Source organism: Bryocella elongata (assembly GCF_900108185.1).
In the GTDB taxonomy this organism is placed as follows: domain Bacteria; phylum Acidobacteriota; class Terriglobia; order Terriglobales; family Acidobacteriaceae; genus Granulicella; species Granulicella elongata.
Window position 1 is genome coordinate 84,146 of the sequence record NZ_FNVA01000009.1, and the last position, 19,434, is coordinate 103,579.

Here is a 19,434-nt window from a genome sequence, read left to right on the forward strand (position 1 = left end):
AAGCCCGATATGGATTTAACTCTGCTTTCTACGAGGGTCGTCAGAGACTCTATCGCGACCCTTCTTGGCCTTCCCGGATGTGTCGATGCTCGCTCTCGGATCGCCTGCTCATGGTGACGAACGGAGTATTTACGCGACGGGATGTCGATACCAGTTTTTGAGGGATTTTGTGGGTCTGGGCTGGACCGAGACGGTAGCTTTACGCGCGAACCAACATTAGCCTCGGATAAACGCGAATTTCGCGATACCTTCGCTGAAGCTAAGGGTGTAGGTCAGCGCTGCTCCAATTCATCGCATCTTCGCTCTGTCGTGACTGTATGCCAGAATAACTAACTTGCAGGAATACCCGGCGATGTGTGATTCCGATAGCTTCTAAAAAACACACCGAGGGAACGCGATCGTGTTCCTGTTGTGCCCAGATTCATCAAACCGACCCTCCCGACGTGCTGACGTCGGCCGAACCGGGTAAACTTCCCTGTTGAATGATGGGTCGTTGCATAGCCGTCGAGACTGGAGCGAAGGATGAACACAAAGAAGCTGCTATTGATCTTCTTCGCCTTTGTCGCGTTCGTTCAGCCCCTGCTGGCGCTGAATCCTGATAACCGCATCTCGCAGTATGGACACGCGGCGTGGCGTGTGCAGGACGGGGCGATTGGCGGAAACCCGAATGCCTTCGCGCAAACACCGGACGGATACCTCTGGGTCGGGACGCCGAGTGGACTGTACCGGTATGACGGCGCGAGTTTCCTCGCTTGGAACCCTCCACCTGGTCAACACTATCCATTTGCCATTGCGAATATCACGGCCCTGTATACGGCCAGGGATGGGAGTCTCTGGATCGGCGGCGGAGGAGGGCTCTCACACTGGGCCAATGGAAAGTTCACGAGTGTGGACGCTCCCATTGCGGAGGTAGAGGGGATTGCGGAAGACGGAGAAGGCGCGATATGGATTACGCGGTCGCATATGCATCAGTTCACCGGGCCACTCTGCAAGGTGTCGGCTGACATAGAGCAGTGCTTTGGGGAATCCTCGGGGATTCAATCTATCGCCGCTGGTCCAATCGCGACAGATGCGCACGGACGCTTTTGGATTGCCGGGGTTGGGTCAGTGATTGAATGGCAGGGAAAGCTCATTCGAGAGCATTTTCTCTCTGGGGCACGTTCGCCTGATTCGAGCCGCTTGCTCAATACCACGATGGCCGGGGGCGAGGGCATAGTTTGGACGGGAGAGAGCCGAACTGGCCCCCGCGATGGCCTGCAGCGTTTATCCGATGAAAGATGGAGTCCTTACACTGCGCCAGGCTTCAATGGTGCAAACGTCGCAGTGAATACGCTGTTTCTCGATCAAGATCATTGCTTGTGGATTGGAACCGAGAATCAAGGGATCTATCGCATCCATGGCCAGAATGTCGACCATTTTGGACATGACGACGGTTTGTCCAGTAACTTCGTGACTCGGATCTTTCAGGATCATGAGGGCGGCATCTGGATCGCAACAAGCGAGGGTCTTGACCACTTTCGCGATCTGCCGATTGTGACGTACTCGAGCGTGCAGGGAGTCAGTGCGGACTATGTCGCTACGATGCTGGCCCGACGGGATGGCTCCGTCACGATAGCGAGCGACACATCCATGAGTTCGATTCACGCTTCTGTAGTCACTCCGCTGAAAATGCCTCCCTGGATGCATGGTCATCCTACCGCAATGCTGGAGGACGACCGCGGAAACCTGTGGATTGGGGGCGATGGCGGACTGAGGGTACAGGCGGGTGGCCAATGGCACGTTGTCACCGGGAGCGCTCTAATGGGCGACGACGTACGATCCCTTGCGGAGGCCACGGATCACACAATTTGGGCGGAAATTATCGGTCTGCACCCACGATTACTCCGCATTGAGAATTACAAGGTCCGCGAAGAGTTCAAACCACCGCATTTCCCCGCGGCGTTTTTCGTGGTAACAGATCCTCATGGAGGCGTTTGGCTCAGTTTTCTTGATGGAAGACTGATGCACTATCAGACCGGACAGTGGCAGGAACTGTCGATGGAACCCCTCGTTCGAAAGTACTCGCGCATCGGGACCATCTTCAACATTTCGTTCGATTCGGACGGAACTTTGTGGGGAGTTGCGAACGGTGGGGTCATCGGATATCGGCATGGAAGACTGCAGCTGCTCAATGAGCGCAATGGTCTGCCGTGCGCACGCACGTATGCGGCCCTCGCGGATCTTCATGGAGATCTATGGTTGTCCACGGTGTGTGGCCTGATGCGAATCAAGCATTCAGACCTGGAACGATGGTGGGCAGATCCTGAAAGCCGGTTTCAGGTCTCTCCTTTTCAAGCGATAGACGGCTTCCGCGCGGGAATCCCTCTTTCTCATCCAGCGGCAGTTCGCAGTACGGATGGAAAGCTGTGGTTTCACAACAACAGTGTTGTAATGATGATCGACCCTGACCATCTTCCTTACAACACGGTTGTCCCGCCCGTGCACGTGGAACAGGTAATCGCTGATCGCAAGGTTTATGGGACTGAGAGCGATTTGCGACTTCCCCCTAGAACGCACCAGGTGGAGTTCGATTATGCTGGCCTGAGCTTCGTTGCGCCGTCCAAGGTCCTCTTTCGCTACATGCTCGAGGGTTACGACACACAATGGCAAGAGCCAGGGACCAGGCGCGCCGCGTTTTATAACGATCTTCCACCGGGGAACTATACCTTTCATGTGATTGCCTGTAACAACAGCGGTCTTTGGAATAAGGCGGGCGCATCCATGCAGCTACGGGTCGCTCCGGCCTACTATCAGACGAATTTGTTTCGGGTGATGTGCGGCGCGATCGTCGTAGCGTTGTTTTGGGTCTTCTACTTGCTGAGGCTTCGACAAATGCAGCAGGAGTTTGCCGTCGCACTGGAAGCCCGTGTGAAAGAGAGGACCCGCATCGCCCGCGAACTGCACGATACGCTCCTCCAAAGCCTGCATGGGCTGATGTTCAAATTTCAGGCGGCGAGGAACATGCTACCTCGCAGGCCGGAAGATGCCATGCAGACTCTTGATAAGGCAATTTCTGAGACCGAACAGGCGATTGCCGAAAGCCGAGAGGCGATCCACGATCTAAGATCGGAGCCACTTTCTGAGCAGGATCTCGCGACCTTGCTGGAGGGGATCGGCGAAGAGCTGGCAGCCCTTCAAGACACGAACCACAAGTCACCAAGCTTCCGCGTCATCGTAGAAGGAGACCCGCAGAAGCTGTATCCGGAGCTGCAGGGCGAGGTGTACCGGATTGCTCGTGAGGTGCTCCGCAATGCGTTCTGGCATGCTGGAGCAAGTCAAGTCGAAGCCGAGATACGGTATGACAAAAACCAGCTGCGATTGCGAATACGTGATGATGGCAAGGGCATCGATCCTAAGGTACTGGAAGAAAGCCGCCGTCCTGGACATTGGGGGCTGCCTGGGGTCCGGGAACGAGCGATACAGATAGGGGCGCAATTGAGCTTTTGGAGTCAGGATGGGGCCGGAACGGAGATCGAAGTCACGATTCCAGCGACCGTCGCTTACGAGGAAATACGCAAGAAGCAAAAGTTTGCGGTGTTTCGCAGGGAGAGGAAATTATGAATAGTCAACCCGGGTTGATCCGAATTCTCACCGTCGATGACCATCCTCTTCTTCGGAGCGGAATTGCGACCCTGGTGAACGCCGAGGCCGATATGAAATTGGTTGCGGAAGCAACAAACGGTCAGGAGGCCATCGAACGATACCGATCGCACCGTCCCGATGTAACCCTGATGGATCTCCAAATGCCAGAGATGGACGGTGCTGACGCCATACGCGAGATCAAGAGCGAATTCCACGATGCGCGCATTATCGTACTGACGACGTACAGAGGGGATGCTCAGATATTGAGGGCGCTTAAGGCAGGTGCACGTGGTTATCTCTTGAAAGGGCACGTACATCGTGAGCTCCTGGAGGCGATCCGCGCCGTTCATGCCGGACAAAAACGAATTCCTGCGGACATTGCTGCAGAGCTTGCCCAACATGCGACCGATGATGCTTTGAGTCCTCGCGAAATCGATGTGCTGAGGCTGATCGCCGTGGGGAACTCCAACAAACTGATCGCCAATCACCTCTCGATCGGCGAAGCAACCGTGAAGAGTCATGTTGCAAACATACTTTCCAAACTCGGCGCCAATGACCGAGCTCACGCTGTCGCCATGGGGCTGAAGCGCGGGATGATCCAGCTATAGCCCCACCAAAAGACGGATCGCCCGCTCCTTATTTCAGCGGTTTCGGTTTTTTGCCGCGGCGAGCTAACCTGCGCGAGGAATGCTGCAGGAGATCTCTCTGCAACGCTTATTTTCCACCTTCGCCAACGGTCTGCCCGGCAGAGGCTTGATGCTCCAGCGCTGCGCGACCGCTGCTGTCCTGATCTACGACGCAGTGGCGAACCTGCGTGGGGGATCGCAGGTTGGGCCGGTCAGCCCGCAGGTGATCGCTGCTGCTGCGGGCATACTTCTCCTTCTCGGCTTATGGACCCCGATGGCTGGTGTCGTTGTCGCCGGATGCGAGCTGTGGATCATGATCTCCGGGAGTGGTGATCCTTGGATGGCCCTTGTCCTGGCAACCCTCGGAGCGTCCCTGGCAATGATTGGCCCCGGTGCGTGCTCCATGGATGCCCACTTTTTTGGGAGAAAGCAGATCAAAACACGGCGTTAGATAACTTCGCTCCGCCGATTGGGGGAGTAATTACCCCACATAAAAACTGATTGTGAAGGTCGACTATATGCCGTTTCCGATAAACACATAGCCGCACCACAATTACATTCACGATCGCAAGGTGATCCATGTTGAGTGACTAGGACTTGATGCTTCTGGCCCGGGCGATCAAACGACTCAAGGAGGAAGCAGCGTATGAAACCGTTCAGAGGTTTAGTGATGTCCGCGGTAGAAAGATTGGATCGCTCGAAAATCATGGCATCAAAGGCTAGTTTTCAACGTGCCCTTTGGCGGATATTACCCGTCATCGCGCTTATGGTCGCCGGTGCTTCTCTTGCCCACGCACAGGCAAAGAATCCGGAGCCTGTCAAAAACATAGTGCTCGTTCACGGTGGTTTCGTCGATGGCTCGGGCTGGGAAAGCGTCTACAAGATTCTCACGAAGAAGGGGTACCACGTCACGGTTGTCCAGAACCCCACGATCAGTCTCGAGGGCGACGTCACCGTGACCAAGAGAGCGATTGACGCGATGAATGGCCCAGTCATTCTCGTTGGTCATTCGTATGGCGGCGCAGTCATCAGTCAAGCCGGAACTGATCCGAACGTTGTCGGGCTCGTTTATATCACTGCATTCGCATTGGACAACGGTGAGTCGGTCGGATCTCTGCTGAAGAACCCTGCTCCGGGCGCGACACCCCCTCCGATCATGCCTCCCCAGGATGGCTTCCTGCTGCTGGATCGCGAAAAGTTTCCGGCGGCATTTGCCGGGGACGTAAATCCTGAGATCGCGGCCTTCATGGCGGCTTCGCAGGTGCCGTGGGGACTGGAAGCATTGAATGGCACGGTTACGGACGCTGCTTGGAAAACGAAGCCAAGCTGGTACCTCATCACGACGGAAGATCGGATGATCCCGCCTGACGCTCAGCGTTTCATGTCAAAACGAGCTGGCTCAAGAGTTGTTGCGGTCAAGGCGAGCCATTCCGTCTTCCTTTCGCACCCCGACGCCGTCGCCTCTCTCATCGAACAGGCGGCGGTTAGCTCTCCGTCTAAGTAACAAAGTAGAACCTGCTGGAGCTTCGCTGTTCACTATCCCCGCTGCCTGTAATTATCAGCGAAGCTCTAGCAATTTCGGACGTAGAAGCGCTTCTTCTTCTCTCGAAGTAACCCTCGCGAGATGCTATGCACCAACAAAAGACCTGTTCGTTCGACCTAACCAAAGAGAGATATTGTCTATGTCCGAATCGCCGCATTCATGGGAGACTCCCAGGTTCCGTGGGGGATGGAGGCCCTGCAGGGCGCAGTGACCGAGCCGGCATGGCGCTCGAAGCCGAGCTGGTATCTCGTTGCCCAAGACGATGGAATGATTCCGCCACCAGCCCAACGTATGATGGCAAGCCGCGCGGGCTCTCATGTAACCGAGGCGCCTGGCAGCCATGCTATCTACGTCTCGCACCCCGAGCTCGTCGCGGCCGTCATCAAGCAGGCGGCGATATAGATACTTACTCTCGAGCGCGAAGTCCGTCTTTGATAGAGTGCGCCCGTCCGTTGCAGCGTCATCGTACGGATGTGGCGCACCGATTCGGACCATCCAGGTCGTCTTCCAGAGCCGCAGCGACACACTGCTGCCCGACGATCACGGAGACCAGATCTTTCTCATCACCGACGACATTGCCGAACGTGTCCGAACGATCGGGGGAACAACGATTCGGTCGATAGGGCATATGCTCGCCTGTAACGCATTCCCGATAACGATGCTGACTTCGTTACTCCAGCCGATATGCTGAGCGAGCTGCACGAAAATGAAAGCGCTGATCTTGAGAACCTCCCATACACTTTTACCTCCCGTTGCTGCTCGCAATGCTGGGTGGACCGGTCAGGCGATTCCATTGCCAAGTTCGTTCACTGCATATATGCGTAGCACGGAAGCGGGCAACGCAGGAAGTGTCGCAGTAGAGTTGCCCCTCATCCCCAAGGCACGTTGGATGAATTCATAAGATCAATTCTATTTAGTGCAAGGGGCTATTTCATCACCAAAACCAGTCCGCTTTCGATCGTTCTCCTACTACATGTTTGCGTAGTCACACACGATGGACGCTTGTAACCCAAGCCGGAACGGCGCGTTCTCATTCTCTAAGATTTAGCGATCGTCGATGCTAGAGAATCCTCCAAGTCGCAAGGCTTCCGCTTTGAGTCTCTCGAACACGGTCGGCCGTGTTTTGCGATAGACGATGTTCCCCGGAACGATGAGCGTCACCTCTGTTCCGGCATTTGCGGAGCTCATAATAGAGAGTTTGCTTCGGATGCGCGCGGCTCGCTCGCGCATACCCTGCAATCCAAAGTGTCCGGTCTTTCCATCGTCCGATATAGATGGGTCAATGCCTACGCCGTTGTCCTTGACGCGGAGGGACAGATCGTTCGCATAGCGAAGATCGATCTCCAACCGGCTGGCACGCGAATGCATTGCGGCATTTCTGATGGCTTCGTAGCCGACGCGGTACACTTCATCGCGCACGATCGGATGCAGGTCTCTGGCGTCGCCGATCACAGAGAATGCAACTGTCATTGAGGCGGGAAGATGATGATCCTCAGTCGCCCTCTGCAACGATTCTGAGAGACGGTTTTTCTCTATGGTCGACACGCGTAAGGACTGCAAGGCTGCTCGTCCTTCGTCGACGGCTTGTGCAAGCCATGTTGAGAGCTTCTCCAGTGCATTGCGCATGCGCTTCTCATCAGAGCCAGCATCCAGCGCGTCGTCAGCAACCATTTTGCTGCCTTGAACGGTCTGGAGAAATGTGTCATGCAGTTCCCGAGCGAGACGAGTCCTCTCCGCGAGGCGCTCGTCGAACTGAGCAGAGATGGAACTCGCGACCTGTCGTAGCCGAAGCCGGTAAAGGCCCCACACAAGGAGTAGAGCGCTCGCAGCACAAAACGCTAGAAACCAATTCGTCTGGTACCAGCCAGGGGCGATGCTGAAATTGAGGGTGGCGCCTGCCTCGTTCCAAACCCCATCGTTATTGCACGCGATTACATGGAAGGCGTACTTGCCAGGGTGGAGATCATTGTAGAAGGCTTGGCGCCTCGTCCCCACATCCTGCCAGTCGGTATCATGTCCTTCCAACTTGTAACGGAAACGCACTTTCTGCGGGATCACAAAGCTCAATGCCGTGTAGTCGATCTCGAAATCTCGCGTGAGAGGTGGAAGACGAAGTCCCTCTTGCGGTAAGTAGCTCTTTCGATCGACGATCACGCCTTCAACATGGACCGGCGGAGGCAGAACGTTCTCGTACAGGTGATGCGGGTCGATCATTTGGAGGACGATACCGTTCGCGAACCATAGACGTCCATCCGGAGTTCTTGCGACTTTCTGGAAAGGCGCCCACCCCGGTTGAACGCCATCAAACTGATCAAAGACCCTCAGCTTCAACACGCTATCGGGCTGCTCCCACCACTTTTGCATCTCGGTGTTTTCAATCTCAATGAGCCCGCATTGCGTATAGAGCCATAAAGCGCCGGCGTCGTCGGGGATCATAGAGAAGATACTGTTGCAGGGAAGACCGTTGCGAGTGGTCAGCGTCTGCGTCTTGCCCTGTTTCCACCCGATGAGCCCAAACGCCGTGGCGCCCTGCACGGAGCCATCGGACTTGACGAGGAGATGCTCCACCTGGGAGTCCTGGGCGTGCTTGAATGCAATTACCTCTGCATGGCCGTTCCGATGACGCACGAAATCGCCATTTCTCGTGCCGAGCCAGATACCACCCGCGGGATCGGCGGCAACCTGGCGGGCCGCAGGCATGCCAGGAGCAGGAAATTGCTCCTGCACCTTCAAGTCATGAATACGAATGAGTGTTCGAGGTGGCCCGATGGTCTCGAGCCAGATATTGTTGTCAGAGTCTTCGGCCATCCCCACAATGACGCCGAACGGACTTCCATCCGGCTTCTTGATCCAACGGAATCGCCCATTCCTGTATACCGTCAAGGTGCTGTCAATGCCGACCCATAACTGGCCCTCATGATCTTCAAGCAGCGAAGTAACTTGATTTCCCGGCAGACCCTTCCCTGCCTGTATGGAGGTCACCTTGCCGTCCCGGAGTGCGTCGAGAGACTCCGCCCCGCCGATCCATAGAGTGCCATCCCGAGCGGCAAGGACGGCATCGACTTCTTCTGTACCAAGTCCTTCGCGGGTTGAAAGTGTGGCAACCTGAAGGTTGCTAAACTTGTCCACTCCTCTGGATGTGACGGCCCAGATATTCCCTTCATGGTCCTCCCAGAATCGGAGCACCGAGTTGCTTGAGAGCCCGTCTGCAACCTGAAAATGATCCACTCTGTGCCCAAAAATGCGATAAAGTCCCCGCTTAAGTGTCCCGACCCAGAGAGCATTATGGCTGTCCATGAACAGCGTCTCGATTTCCAGGTTGCGCCCATCCAATTCGGGTGCGATAAATGGCTTCCATACACTTTTGACGAAATGCTGTAACCCCATGCCTGGACCACCCAATGCCATGCCAGCCCACATGGAGCCGTCGACATCGGGGGCAAGACCAGTCACGCCTTGCATGCCCTCATTGGATTTCAGGCCTATGGGACCGTATGAGTCGGAAGACCCCGGTTTCCACCGGACAAGAGCCGTATCGCCGCCGATCCAGAGATTGCCCAGCGAATCCACATCCAACGATTCGGCGAAGTCGAAGTTTGGAACCCCCTCGGTCTTCCCATAACACTGGGTGCTTGTCCCAGTCACATGGCAAAGCGGGCCGGAGCCATCGAGAGCTCCCAAATGCGTGAACCACACTGTTCCATCATGATCCTCAACAATCGACGTGATGACTCCCATTGCGCTTGCGTAATTGATCAGATGCTCGTTTATCCAATGACTCAGACCATCGCGCGTTCCAATCCACAGGCTTCCATCGCGCGCGCCCAGGAGAGAATCGATGTCGAGAGACGGCAATGGCATCCCATTTGGTGAGGTCCAAGGAACAAACCGAACACCATCGAAGCGCAGCAGCCCGGCCTTCGTCCCTATCCATAGATAACCATTTGTGGTCTGAGCGATCGCTGACGGCGTGCCCATGAAGACCCCATCCTGGATCCTCCAAACGCTGTGTGCATATTGAGAGATGCTCCTGTTCGGATCGACCGCCAGGAGTGGAGACGCTCCGAGGACCAAGAGAAGAATGCACAGCGAAAGTGCCCGTTGAATTCTCACATTCTTGACCTCTGCAACAAAATTAGCGTGACGGCATTCATCTCTGTCTCCTACTGCCGCCTTTCGCGGACGAACATGGATCAGCCTCTGAGGCTAGCAAGCCTGCGGTCCGTTGACGGTATATGTCCTCATCCGTTGATGCAGCGCCACTAACGCTACAGGCTTCTGGTCTTCTACGTCAGGTGAGAATCTGCAGTTGCTATCCTGAAGTTTTCTACAGGTCAAATGTGAGGGTCAGACCTGAAGCAGGCCGCGCCTGATGGCTATTGTCACAGCGTGGGTCCGGTCATTCGCCCCCAACTTGTCCACCAGGTTCTTGATGTGGAAGTTAACCGTGGTCTCCGCAATCGAGAGGTCGTTGGCAATTTGCTTGTTGCGATAGCCGTCGCGAATGAGTCGCAGGACGTCCAATTCCCGGCCGGTAAGATCCTCGTCACACAGGTGCTCTGCAAGGCGGGCTGCTACTTCGGAAGCGATATGCCGTCTACCGGCGTGGACTGACCGAATTACATCCAGCATTTCCGCCTTCGGCATGCTCTTGAGGATGTAGCCGGAAGCGCCGCCTCGCAAGGCTCTTTGTATATCCCGACCGCTGTCTGAGGTGGTGAGCATGATGATACGAGCGTCCTTGAATTCGCCGAGAATCGCAATCAGCGCATCCGTACCATCGCTTCCCGGGAGTCGTAGATCCATCAGAGTGATGTCAGGCCGATGTTGTCGAAAGAGCGTAATCGCCTCTGCTGCATTGCTCGCCTGGGCGACCAAAAGCATATCCGGCTGCGATCCAATAATGGTGCTCAGGCCCTCCCGAAAAACAGGATGGTCTTCAACACTCAGGATGCAAATTGGCTTTGTCTGAACCATATGAATGTCCTGTCTGAAGTCGAGGGTCAGCAATGCAGGCTGTGCCAAAACAGCATACAACGACGGCCGCGTCGCAGGACGTTCCCCATTCCGTGCGGATGCGGTCTTTTCCTGCGTCCTATTCCACGGAATTTCGAATCCTGTTCCCATTGACTTCGTCTTTGCAGGATGCTGATTCACCTGAAGAAAAATTCAGGTGGAAATCCGTCGTTTCTGGTGTGGCAAACGGCGCTGTGGTCCGGCTAGTTTTGGGGTTATTACCCGCACGGCGAGCGGACGCAATGAGGTGTTGGCAAAGAGGATGCCCATGAATCCCATAATCGATCCAGCCTACCGGTCCTCCCGAATCTTTTCCTCCTTGGGTGCGGCTACGTTGCTCATATGCCTGTACATTTTGAGCGTAAGCAGGGCGCTCACTCTCATCACGTCTCATCTGCCATCCTCCTGGCTCCGCAGTTCCTGGCGGCAGGGCTACGTCTCGCACGTCGTCCTGCTCTTGGTTGCTCTGGCTTTTATGGCTATTCTCAAGCCGTACTTTGGCGGCAGCTTTGGGCTTCGTGTTCCTCAGCCAGGACGCTCATTTATCTGGCCTGCTCTGTGGATCGGCGCTTCTTTTGGGATGCTGATGCTTTGCGTGGACTATTATTCGAACCTCATCCACAGAACGGCCCCGCCGGGCCCCTTTGCCATCAATCCAGGCAACGTCATCCCATGGCTTCTGATGCAGGGCCTCGTTGTCGGTATTACTGAAGAAGCAGTCTTTCGCGGCCTATTCCTGGGATATCTCCTAAGCCGTGTGTCGTACCGAATACGGTTCGGCGGGTTTCAGGTCTCAGTCGCAGGGATTCTAATAGCAGTAGTCTTTTCCCTCGCGCACGCCGGAGCTTTCTGGCATACTTCGCTCTTCGCAGCCATAGGACAGCAAATCTATGCAATTGCGATAGGAATCTTCTGTGCCTACTTATTCGAACAATCCGATAGCCTCTTAGCCCCCGCTATCGCTCATAGTGCGGGCGACTTTGTCGAGTGGAGCTGCTGCTTTGCCATGACCGCACTCTGGCACAAATGAGTAGGCCGAGCATATCCACACAGTAGATGGCTGAGAAACCCAAGGCCATTCACGAACAACAAAAGGAGACACCATGAACGCCACGGAAACGGGAAATGTAAATTCAATCGTTCGAATTCACGACGAACCTACATTCGCTGTGGTCGGCACTCTGCTCCAATTCATCTCCACGCCGGAGCAATCCCGCGCAAACCTGAGTGTCATGCGCGGTTGGGTCCCTGCGAAGACCGTCATCCCTTTACACAGCCACGCGGACCCGGAAGTCTTCTACGTGACGGAAGGGTCCATGGAGGTTTTTCAGGACGATGCACGATCAGCCAAGTGGCAGGTTGCGACAGCTGGGGATGTCGTAACCATAGCTGGTGGAGTAAAGCACGCGCTTCGCAATTCAGGATCTCTCGATGTCGCGACGGTTCTAGTGAGCCAGGAACAGCTTTATCGTTTCTTCCGGGAGTTGGCAGAGCCACTTGACCCCGGAGGCAGTCCGCCCGCTCCGACTCCAGAGGTGATGCAAAAGCTTTTCGATGTGGCCTCACGTTACCATTATTGGATCGGCTCGCCATCAGACAATGCGGCAATTGGAATCATTCTTGGTTGAGCCTGCACGGAGGATACCCCGCCTTGCTGACCGGGATCACCTTATCGCCCCAACCTTCCAGGCTTCGCAAAGGGACATTCCACTGAAGAGGTGGGAAAGATGCATCAGGCTTGGTGTAAATCGGTTTAGTTGCAAATAGCCCTTTGGTCAAGGCCATACACGGACGTCGCACAAGCGCCAAATGAATGGTGATGGGATCACGCGGCGACTGTCCTCCATAGCAGAGACGGCTTAGGACTGTAGAAAAATGAAGCGAAAGAACTAAGCGATTTGAGGTGGCAGCAATTTCTTATTCAACTCACCTTCTAGCTGTGGGTGAAACACAGTTTGCACATCATAACAAGGAGAGGCCTCATGATTAAGACAGGACAACTTTGGGCTTTGGTCGTGGTCGGCGTGGCCATCAGTTCCTCTGCAATGCCGGCACAGGATAGCGCCACTGCGGAGAAAAGCCACGCACTTCACATCGATGTCCCCGTCAAAATAGAGCAAGCGAACATTGTGGTCGACATTGGCCACGCGATATTTGTAGGCGATATGCCGTTTGTTTTTGGAGACCTCGGCATCCTCGCTAAGAGTTACAGCGACGGGAGCACAAAAGGTCACCTTGTTGCTGTTCTTCACGGAGACGCTGCCTATTTCGTGCTGAATAACGATACATACAACACCAACCGTCATGTTCGAACGGGAAACCCATTTGAAAAGATCATTAGCGGATTGATCAAGCAGGGCGTCCAAATTGAATTATGTGGTGCCACGGCACAAGCGAACCAATGGGGCAACGCAGACCTTATCTCTGGAGTAAAGGTCGATACCGATGCGATGGTCCGGGTGACGCAACTGGAGCAGGAGGGGTATACGCTGATTTACGAATAGCGCAAGCAGTATCGCTTTCCAGCCATTGCCTCCGGCGGATCCGAGTAAGGGAGATATGTCATGAATACTATTCACATTGCACTGTTACTTGCGGCGTCGATCTTTCCGGCGGCTACAGCAAATGGAGGTCTAATGATTGATGGAAGCAAACAGGCTGTCCCGGACATTCATAGCACACCCCTATCCGGCGTCAAAGAACGCGAGGGAATCGTAGACATACCGAGCAACCACTCAGTCGACCAGACTGTGGACATATTAAAAAAGCTCCTGGACGCCAGGGCGATCACGCTTTTTGCCTTGATCGACCACAGCGGAGAAGCAGAAAAAGTTGGCATGAAGATGCCTCCCACCAAACTGCTGATCTTTGGAAACCCCAAAGGCGGCACACCACTGATGCTTGCTGCCCCCAGCATTGCCATTGACCTCCCTCTAAAGATCCTTGTGTGGCAAGACAGCAACGGAAAAGTCTGGGTTTCTTACAATAGCCCCCAGTACTTGAAAGAGCGGCATGGACTGCCGCAGGACTTGGCTAAAAACATTGCCGTCGTAGAGACGCTGGCGACCCAGGCCGCGCAGTAGCCGCTTGCTAGGGGCATAGAGATAATGGCGCGGCGCTGCAGGTGGAGTGTAGGAAGCGAACTGGAATGAGAGAAAGATATGAATAAATCGACGGAAAAGCAACTGCCAAGAGTTTGGTTCATCACCGGAATCTCACGAGGTTTTGGACGGGAGCTCGCATCGGCTGCTCTCGAACAGGGAGATATCGTCATAGGAACGACACGAAAGGGGAGCCAGGATATCGATGCCTCGTCAAGCAGGCTCCATGTGTTCCAGCTGGACGTTACGCAACATCGCGACGTTGATTCAGTGATAAGACAGGCCTGGCAGATCAACGGACGCATTGATGTGATTGTGAACAATGCCGGGTTTGGGGTTCTTGGTGCCGTAGAAGAAGTGGAGGAGAAACTCGCACGAGATGTCTTCGAAACCAACTTCTTCGGTCTGCTCAGCGTTACACAGGCGGCGTTGCCACATCTGCGCGCTCAGAGGAGCGGTCACATTATCAACATTTCTTCGATTGGAGGGATTGCAGGATCTGCTGGATATGGTCTTTACTGTGCCAGCAAATTCGCCGTCGAGGGCCTCTCGGAGTCACTCGCTTCTGAACTCAAGCCGCTTGGCCTTCACGTCACAATTGTTGAGCCAGGTTATTTCCGCACCAACTTCCTTTCAGGTGATTCTCTTCTGCGAGCGGGCCGCGCCATCGAAGCTTACGAGGAGAGCAGCGGGAAAACCCGAAAGAGTGCTGATGAACGTGACGGCCAGCAACCTGGTGATCCTGTTCTGGCGGCCAAAGCAATCATCGCAGTTACCGGGGCAGAAAATCCGCCGTTGCGCCTCGTTCTCGGCGCCGACGCGTTTGAGCGCGTTCGCGCCAAGCTCAGCCAAGTTGCAGAAGATCTCGAAGCGTGGGAGTCAACGAGCATCAATACAGCATTTCCGACCCCTCTGGCTGATACCAAGCCAAGCGCTGCTCCGGCGTGATTGCTTTCGCTTGGCATCGTCGGCGGGGCGGGATTGGACAATTTGACCAGGTAACTTGATTTTGTGCCGCGTCGGCACCATTCCAGATTGGAGAGACCATGAAAGCGATCGCATTCATCCGCCCGTTACCGATAGAGGCCGAGGACTCGCTGGTGGAATTGGATCTGCCGCAACCGGATTTCGGCCCGCGGGATTTGCTGGTCAATGTCCGAGCGATTTCGGTCAATCCGGTAGATACGAAGGTGCGGGCTGCGCGGCATCAAGGCTCGGCGTCGGACAAGATGGCCAAACCTCGGGTGCTTGGCTGGGATGCTGCCGGGGTAGTGGTGGGCAAAGGCAGCGCGGTCACCGGATTTGACGTGGGCGATGAGGTCTATTACGCCGGCGCGTTGGAACGTCCCGGTTCAAACGCCGAATATCAAGCCGTGGATGAACGGCTTGTCGGACGCAAGCCGAAAACGATCGGCTTTGCCGAGGCCGCAGCACTGCCCCTGACGAGCATTACCGCCTGGGAGCTGCTGTTCGATCGGCTCGGTATCCGTGAGGGCGAGGACGGAGAATCGTTGCTGGTCACCGGAGCCGCTGGCGGCGTGGGTTCCATTCTCGTGCAGCTGGCGCGCCGGCTCACGGGACTGACCATCATCGCGACGGCGTCACGGCCGGAAACCGTGCGATGGGTGTCGCAGATGGGGGCCCACCACGTGATCGACCACACCCAACCGCTAGCCCCACAGGTTAATTCACTGGGCGTCCCTCCGGTGAAATACATCGCCAGCCTCACGGCCACGGCACGGAACTTTGCGCCTTTGGTCGAGGTCTTGGCTCCGCAGGGAAAGCTCGGCCTGATTGACGACCCGGCGACGCTGGATGTGGTGCCGCTCAAGCGCAAGTCGGCGTCACTCCATTGGGAATTCATGTTTGCACGTTCGATGTGGCAAACCATCGACATGGGCGAGCAGGGACGCCTCCTGAGCCGCATATCTGAGCTTGTCGATCGCGGAGAGCTGCGCTCGACGCAAACACAGACCTTCAGCCCCATCAATGTCGAGAACCTGAAGACGGCCCATGCTCTTGCTGAGAGCGGTAAAGCAATCGGCAAAGTGACGTTGAGCGGATTCTGACCTTGACGCTTATAGATTTGACCCGCACCTTTTTAACGGCTTGAAATAAGGTGAGACTAGATGCCCGAGTTGACCTGCTCTGTGGACTAACTCACCTGATCGTTCGGAATTTCTTTTCGACGAGCGCTAAATCGCAATGCGCACTTCTAAACTCTTGGCGGACGAGTTGGCTATCCCGAAGCCGAATTTTCAGGTCCTACGCCGCACGATGGCGACGCGCGCCCAGAATCTCGGTTCAGTGAAGGACATTCAATCTCACCTGCGCCACTCGCGAGCGGATACGACAGCGAACGAGTACATGCAGGAACTGCCGGAGAGTGTGCAGCAGATGGTTGGCTCGGTCTACGCGATGCTCACATCAGCGGCAACACAGCAGCAGGCGATGTAGAGGATGCAGCCGGAGCAACCGGCATGGTTGATGCCAACCGGTGCAGTTTGGCATCAAATGGCATCAAGTCTCTTCCGCCAGTGGCTCTAAGCTGTTGATTTGATGGTGGGCACAGCAGGATTCGAACCTACGACTTCCACCGTGTGAAGGTGGCACTCTACCGCTGAGTTATGCGCCCGTCCGGGCCGACTGGCCGGTGGCTGCGGGTACGACATGAGAAACGCAAGCGAAAGCTCGGTTCAATGCGACCAGCTGCTCTCTGTCCAGCATAGCATCGCTCTGCCATCGCGCCAAACTGAGCAATGAACACCTTCATAAAGTCCACTCACAGGGTGGGCGTGGCAGAACGTGAGCATTGCGCGGTACGGGCGGTCAACCGACAGGTGCGCGAACCGCGTCTAAGCCTAAGGAAACTCAAGAGCCGGAAGGTACAATCCCGAAAGCATGCCATCCCCGCACAACCCGACCCCGCAGGACGAGATTCGTCCAAAAAGGGTGGACTCCGCGCAACCTGCGGACGAGGATGGGGTTCCTGAGGATATGGGAACGCTGGCGGTCCATCCCGGAATGGTCGGAACGACTCCAGGGCACGTTCCAGCAGAGAAACCAGTTCGCGATCTGACACCCGAGGAGCAGGCAGCCCGGACGGCGGCAGTGGCCCGCGGTGACTACTCGGGGATGAACGATGCCGAGGTGATGCTGGAGCTTAAGGCCGGCAACATGGGTGCCTTTGACATCCTGCTGAGCAAGTACCGCAAGCCCATCGTGCACTTCATGTTCCGGATGGTGCACAACCAGGCCGTCGCAGAGGAGCTGGCGCAGGAGGTCTTTCTCCGCGTGTACCGTTCGCGCGAGACCTACCGGGCGGAAGCCCGGTTCAGCACCTGGCTGTATCGCATCGCCACGAACCTCGGCGTAAATCATGCGCGAGATACTCGCCACGAAAGAGCGGCTTCCACCGTCTATTTGGATGAGCCCGACTCCGAGACGGGCACAACGCCGGATGTTGCGGACGCCACCCCTACGATCGAGGCGGACATGCTCCGCACCGAACGTATGAAGGCCATCCGCCAGCATGTGATGAGCTTGCCCGAACGGCAGCGCACCGCAGTGCTGATGCACAAGTACGAGGGCCTGGATTACAAGCAGATCGGCGAGGTTCTGAAGCTCTCCGAGTCTGCCACCAAGAGCCTGCTCTTCCGCGCCTACCAGACGTTGCGAGAGCGATTGAAGGAGTTTATTTAGGCCAAACGCTGGCGATAAGTCAGAGGCGGCAAACAGGAACCACGGCCCGTCAGGATCGGAAGACAACGACGGAAATCAAGTCCGGGTCAAACCGGCAAGCCGATAGAGAGTGACAATCCTCCCTGAAAGGAGGCTAGCAATGAACATGACGATGAAGACAAGGATCGATTGCAAAGAGTGCAAGGAATTGCTGCCCGACCTGCTGCTGGATCCGCAGGCTGTAGCGGAGCACGCTGGCGCAGCCGAGCATATGAAGACGTGTGCCGCGTGTCACTCCGAATATGAGGGGCTGCGCGCTACCTTTGCCCTGATGGATGAGTGGACGGCTCCTGAGCCCTCCACCTACTTTGATACGCGGCTGCATGCCCGCCTGCGCGAGGAGATGGCAGCTCAGCCCGAGGGGTTGTGGGAGCGTCTTCGCTCCTTCGTCCTCTATAGCACTGGCCGCCAGTTCCGCCCGATCGTAGCCGGAGCGATGGGCTGCCTCTTGCTGCTTGGCGGTGCGGGAACCTTTGCTGGTGTCTATCAGCCCTGGAACCACGGCGCGGCATCCTCTGCAACGGTGAACGATCTGAAGATTCTGGACAACAACGCGCAGGCGGAACAGCAGCTCAACCAGCTTCTTGACGATGGCAGCTCGCCGGACAGCTCAGCTGCTCCAACAACCTAGTGGCGTTCGGTCGGCCGACGACGTGGCTGGCATGTAAAATTTCACGGCGCTATTTCGGGCGCTTATGGCTAAGATGAGGAAGTCCCCTGAAAGCGCAGACTTCCGCAAGCAATACCAAGGGGCCGGCGCGGATGCCGGCCTTCGTTGTGAGTGGGCACCGGGTATCCGGGTTCAAGCGGGCTCTGAAGGTCTATCAGGAGAAGTTCGTCTAAAGAGAGGCCTGAAGGCCCGGGTTTTCGTCGTAACGTTATGCAGGCCTTGACCAGGGTGTTGTGATGAAGCGGATGGCGACAATGCGGAGCGCTGCGGTGGTGGGAGCCACCCTGTTGGCGGCGACTGGCCTTTATGGCCAGCAGCATTCGTCTGCTTCGCGACCTGCGCCCGCGCCTCACTTCTCTGCTCCACGGCCCAGCCAGCCGCCACCCCACAACAACTTCACCGGGCAGTCGCACCCGCAGAACGTGCCGCAACAGGCTCCGGTCGAGCGGCGCGCTCCCGGAGGCCAGCCCGCGAACCAGCAGCAGTTGGCGCCGATTCAGCGGCGGGAGACGGGCACGGGCGCGAATGGCGAGCACCTGGCCGAGTGGATGCAGCACCACAGCAACCTCTCCCTGCCCGAACAGCAGCGTGCGCTGCAGAGCGAGCCCGGCTTCCGGGATCTTCCCGGCCCGACGCAGCAGCGGCTGATGAGCCGGCTCTCCCAGCTCAACGCCATGCCGGCCGAGCAGCGTCAGCGGCTGATCCAGCGCAACGAGGCGATGGAGCGGCTGAATCCGAACCAGCGCACTGAGGTCCGTAACGCTACGCAGCAGTGGGCCGCACTTCCTCCGGACCAGAAGTTTGCCGTGGCGCGCAGCTTCCGCGCGCTTCGGCAGCTGCCGCCCGACCAGCGGAGCGCGGCCCTGCAGTCAGGCCGCTACACGGCGCCGTTCAACGCGCAGCAGCGCCAGGCGCTGGATGGGCTGATGCGGGTTGAGCCTATGCTGCCACCGGACCAGTGAGAGCAGCAGAACAGCGGATTAGCAGAACAGCAGAACAGAGAAGACAAGGAGCAGCCGAGGCTGCTCCTTTGACGTTTGTGGCGGATTCGCCTGCGGATTTGCGCGGTTTCGGCTCGGCTGACCTGCTCATCCGCTGCTGCTCGGCCGCTCTGCT

17 protein-coding genes and 1 tRNA gene are annotated in these 19,434 nt (G+C 56.5%); 15 read left to right on the plus strand and 3 right to left on the minus strand.

Features of this window, described 5'->3' with window-relative positions; translation table 11 throughout:
* The first annotated feature begins 522 nt into the window (after nt 1-522).
* The 5 genes from C4S68_RS21360 (at nt 523) to C4S68_RS24050 (ending at nt 6,192) form a co-directional block, all read left to right on the plus strand.
* Nucleotides 523-3,600, plus strand: a complete 3,078-nt coding sequence (locus C4S68_RS21360; protein WP_103935164.1) for a sensor histidine kinase — start codon at nt 523-525, stop codon at nt 3,598-3,600.
* Nucleotides 3,597-4,229 (plus strand): response regulator, encoded by a 633-nt coding sequence (locus C4S68_RS21365; RefSeq protein ID WP_103935165.1) that lies wholly within the window; start codon nt 3,597-3,599, stop codon nt 4,227-4,229. Before C4S68_RS21360 ends, C4S68_RS21365 begins: the two co-directional genes overlap by 4 nt.
* A gap of 148 nt (nt 4,230-4,377) precedes the next feature.
* Entirely contained in the window at nt 4,378-4,698 is a 321-nt protein-coding gene (locus tag C4S68_RS21370) for a hypothetical protein (RefSeq protein WP_235011774.1), read from the plus strand.
* Nucleotides 4,699-4,893: 195 nt separating this feature from the next.
* Nucleotides 4,894-5,751, plus strand: a complete 858-nt coding sequence (locus tag C4S68_RS21375; RefSeq protein ID WP_200821612.1) for an alpha/beta hydrolase — start codon at nt 4,894-4,896, stop codon at nt 5,749-5,751.
* A 225-nt stretch (nt 5,752-5,976) separates the two neighbouring features.
* Nucleotides 5,977-6,192, plus strand: coding sequence for an alpha/beta fold hydrolase (locus C4S68_RS24050; protein WP_407641119.1), 216 nt, complete (start codon nt 5,977-5,979; stop codon nt 6,190-6,192).
* A 642-nt stretch (nt 6,193-6,834) separates the two neighbouring features.
* Here C4S68_RS24050 and C4S68_RS21390 read toward each other — a convergent pair.
* Nucleotides 6,835-9,768, minus strand: coding sequence for a sensor histidine kinase (locus C4S68_RS21390; protein WP_146072261.1), 2,934 nt, complete (start codon nt 9,766-9,768; stop codon nt 6,835-6,837).
* 369 nt (nt 9,769-10,137) lie between these two features.
* Entirely contained in the window at nt 10,138-10,767 is a 630-nt protein-coding gene (locus C4S68_RS21395) for a response regulator (protein WP_103935279.1), read from the minus strand.
* A gap of 307 nt (nt 10,768-11,074) precedes the next feature.
* Here C4S68_RS21395 and C4S68_RS21400 point away from each other — a divergent pair, with 307 nt between their 5' ends.
* From C4S68_RS21400 to C4S68_RS21430, 7 genes are all read left to right on the plus strand, one after another.
* Nucleotides 11,075-11,836, plus strand: a complete 762-nt coding sequence (locus C4S68_RS21400) for a CPBP family intramembrane glutamic endopeptidase (RefSeq protein ID WP_160115274.1) — start codon at nt 11,075-11,077, stop codon at nt 11,834-11,836.
* A gap of 73 nt (nt 11,837-11,909) precedes the next feature.
* Nucleotides 11,910-12,434, plus strand: coding sequence for a cupin domain-containing protein (locus C4S68_RS21405; RefSeq protein ID WP_103935169.1), 525 nt, complete (start codon nt 11,910-11,912; stop codon nt 12,432-12,434).
* Nucleotides 12,435-12,788: 354 nt separating this feature from the next.
* Nucleotides 12,789-13,310, plus strand: coding sequence for a DsrE family protein (locus C4S68_RS21410; protein ID WP_103935170.1), 522 nt, complete (start codon nt 12,789-12,791; stop codon nt 13,308-13,310).
* A gap of 60 nt (nt 13,311-13,370) precedes the next feature.
* Nucleotides 13,371-13,889, plus strand: a complete 519-nt coding sequence (locus C4S68_RS21415; RefSeq protein WP_235011775.1) for a DUF302 domain-containing protein — start codon at nt 13,371-13,373, stop codon at nt 13,887-13,889.
* A 78-nt stretch (nt 13,890-13,967) separates the two neighbouring features.
* Complete coding sequence (locus C4S68_RS21420; RefSeq protein WP_103935172.1) at nt 13,968-14,855, plus strand: oxidoreductase; 888 nt, start codon at nt 13,968-13,970, stop codon at nt 14,853-14,855.
* Between the two features lie 98 nt (nt 14,856-14,953).
* A complete protein-coding gene (locus tag C4S68_RS21425) occupies nt 14,954-15,976 on the plus strand; it encodes a zinc-binding alcohol dehydrogenase family protein (protein ID WP_103935173.1) in 1,023 nt (340 codons plus the stop codon).
* A gap of 136 nt (nt 15,977-16,112) precedes the next feature.
* Complete coding sequence (locus tag C4S68_RS21430) at nt 16,113-16,364, plus strand: site-specific integrase (protein ID WP_200821613.1); 252 nt, start codon at nt 16,113-16,115, stop codon at nt 16,362-16,364.
* Between the two features lie 103 nt (nt 16,365-16,467).
* On the opposite strand, the gene C4S68_RS21435 is transcribed toward C4S68_RS21430, so the two are convergent.
* Nucleotides 16,468-16,542, minus strand: a tRNA-Val gene (locus C4S68_RS21435).
* Between the two features lie 266 nt (nt 16,543-16,808).
* Between C4S68_RS21435 and C4S68_RS21440 the strand changes: the two genes are divergently transcribed.
* From C4S68_RS21440 to C4S68_RS21450, 3 genes are all read left to right on the plus strand, one after another.
* Nucleotides 16,809-17,609 (plus strand): RNA polymerase sigma factor, encoded by an 801-nt coding sequence (locus tag C4S68_RS21440; protein WP_103935174.1) that lies wholly within the window; start codon nt 16,809-16,811, stop codon nt 17,607-17,609.
* A gap of 139 nt (nt 17,610-17,748) precedes the next feature.
* On the plus strand, nt 17,749-18,279 hold the full coding sequence (locus tag C4S68_RS21445; RefSeq protein WP_235011776.1) for a hypothetical protein: 531 nt from the start codon (nt 17,749-17,751) through the stop codon (nt 18,277-18,279).
* 284 nt (nt 18,280-18,563) lie between these two features.
* On the plus strand, nt 18,564-19,280 hold the full coding sequence (locus C4S68_RS21450) for a DUF3106 domain-containing protein (RefSeq protein WP_160115275.1): 717 nt from the start codon (nt 18,564-18,566) through the stop codon (nt 19,278-19,280).
* The last annotated feature ends 154 nt before the right edge of the window (nt 19,281-19,434 follow it).

What these genes read in the sequence shown, in the direction of transcription:
- C4S68_RS21420 (WP_103935172.1), top strand. Translation starts at nt 13,968, where the DNA reads ATGAATAAATCGACGGAAAAGCAACTGCCAAGAGTTTGGTTCATCACC.
- C4S68_RS21375 (WP_200821612.1), top strand. Translation starts at nt 4,894, where the DNA reads ATGAAACCGTTCAGAGGTTTAGTGATGTCCGCGGTAGAAAGATTGGAT.
- C4S68_RS21425 (WP_103935173.1), top strand. Translation starts at nt 14,954, where the DNA reads ATGAAAGCGATCGCATTCATCCGCCCGTTACCGATAGAGGCCGAGGAC.
- C4S68_RS21360 (WP_103935164.1), top strand. Translation starts at nt 523, where the DNA reads ATGAACACAAAGAAGCTGCTATTGATCTTCTTCGCCTTTGTCGCGTTC.
- C4S68_RS21430 (WP_200821613.1), top strand. Translation starts at nt 16,113, where the DNA reads ATGCGCACTTCTAAACTCTTGGCGGACGAGTTGGCTATCCCGAAGCCG.
- C4S68_RS21400 (WP_160115274.1), top strand. Translation starts at nt 11,075, where the DNA reads ATGAATCCCATAATCGATCCAGCCTACCGGTCCTCCCGAATCTTTTCC.
- C4S68_RS21410 (WP_103935170.1), top strand. Translation starts at nt 12,789, where the DNA reads ATGATTAAGACAGGACAACTTTGGGCTTTGGTCGTGGTCGGCGTGGCC.
- C4S68_RS21370 (WP_235011774.1), top strand. Translation starts at nt 4,378, where the DNA reads ATGCTCCAGCGCTGCGCGACCGCTGCTGTCCTGATCTACGACGCAGTG.
- C4S68_RS21450 (WP_160115275.1), top strand. Translation starts at nt 18,564, where the DNA reads ATGGCGACAATGCGGAGCGCTGCGGTGGTGGGAGCCACCCTGTTGGCG.
- C4S68_RS21440 (WP_103935174.1), top strand. Translation starts at nt 16,809, where the DNA reads ATGCCATCCCCGCACAACCCGACCCCGCAGGACGAGATTCGTCCAAAA.
- C4S68_RS21390 (WP_146072261.1), bottom strand. Translation starts at nt 9,768, where the DNA reads ATGGGCACGCCGTCAGCGATCGCTCAGACCACAAATGGTTATCTATGG.
- C4S68_RS24050 (WP_407641119.1), top strand. Translation starts at nt 5,977, where the DNA reads ATGGAGGCCCTGCAGGGCGCAGTGACCGAGCCGGCATGGCGCTCGAAG.
- C4S68_RS21405 (WP_103935169.1), top strand. Translation starts at nt 11,910, where the DNA reads ATGAACGCCACGGAAACGGGAAATGTAAATTCAATCGTTCGAATTCAC.
- C4S68_RS21365 (WP_103935165.1), top strand. Translation starts at nt 3,597, where the DNA reads ATGAATAGTCAACCCGGGTTGATCCGAATTCTCACCGTCGATGACCAT.
- C4S68_RS21395 (WP_103935279.1), bottom strand. Translation starts at nt 10,767, where the DNA reads ATGGTTCAGACAAAGCCAATTTGCATCCTGAGTGTTGAAGACCATCCT.
- C4S68_RS21445 (WP_235011776.1), top strand. Translation starts at nt 17,749, where the DNA reads ATGAACATGACGATGAAGACAAGGATCGATTGCAAAGAGTGCAAGGAA.
- C4S68_RS21415 (WP_235011775.1), top strand. Translation starts at nt 13,371, where the DNA reads ATGAATACTATTCACATTGCACTGTTACTTGCGGCGTCGATCTTTCCG.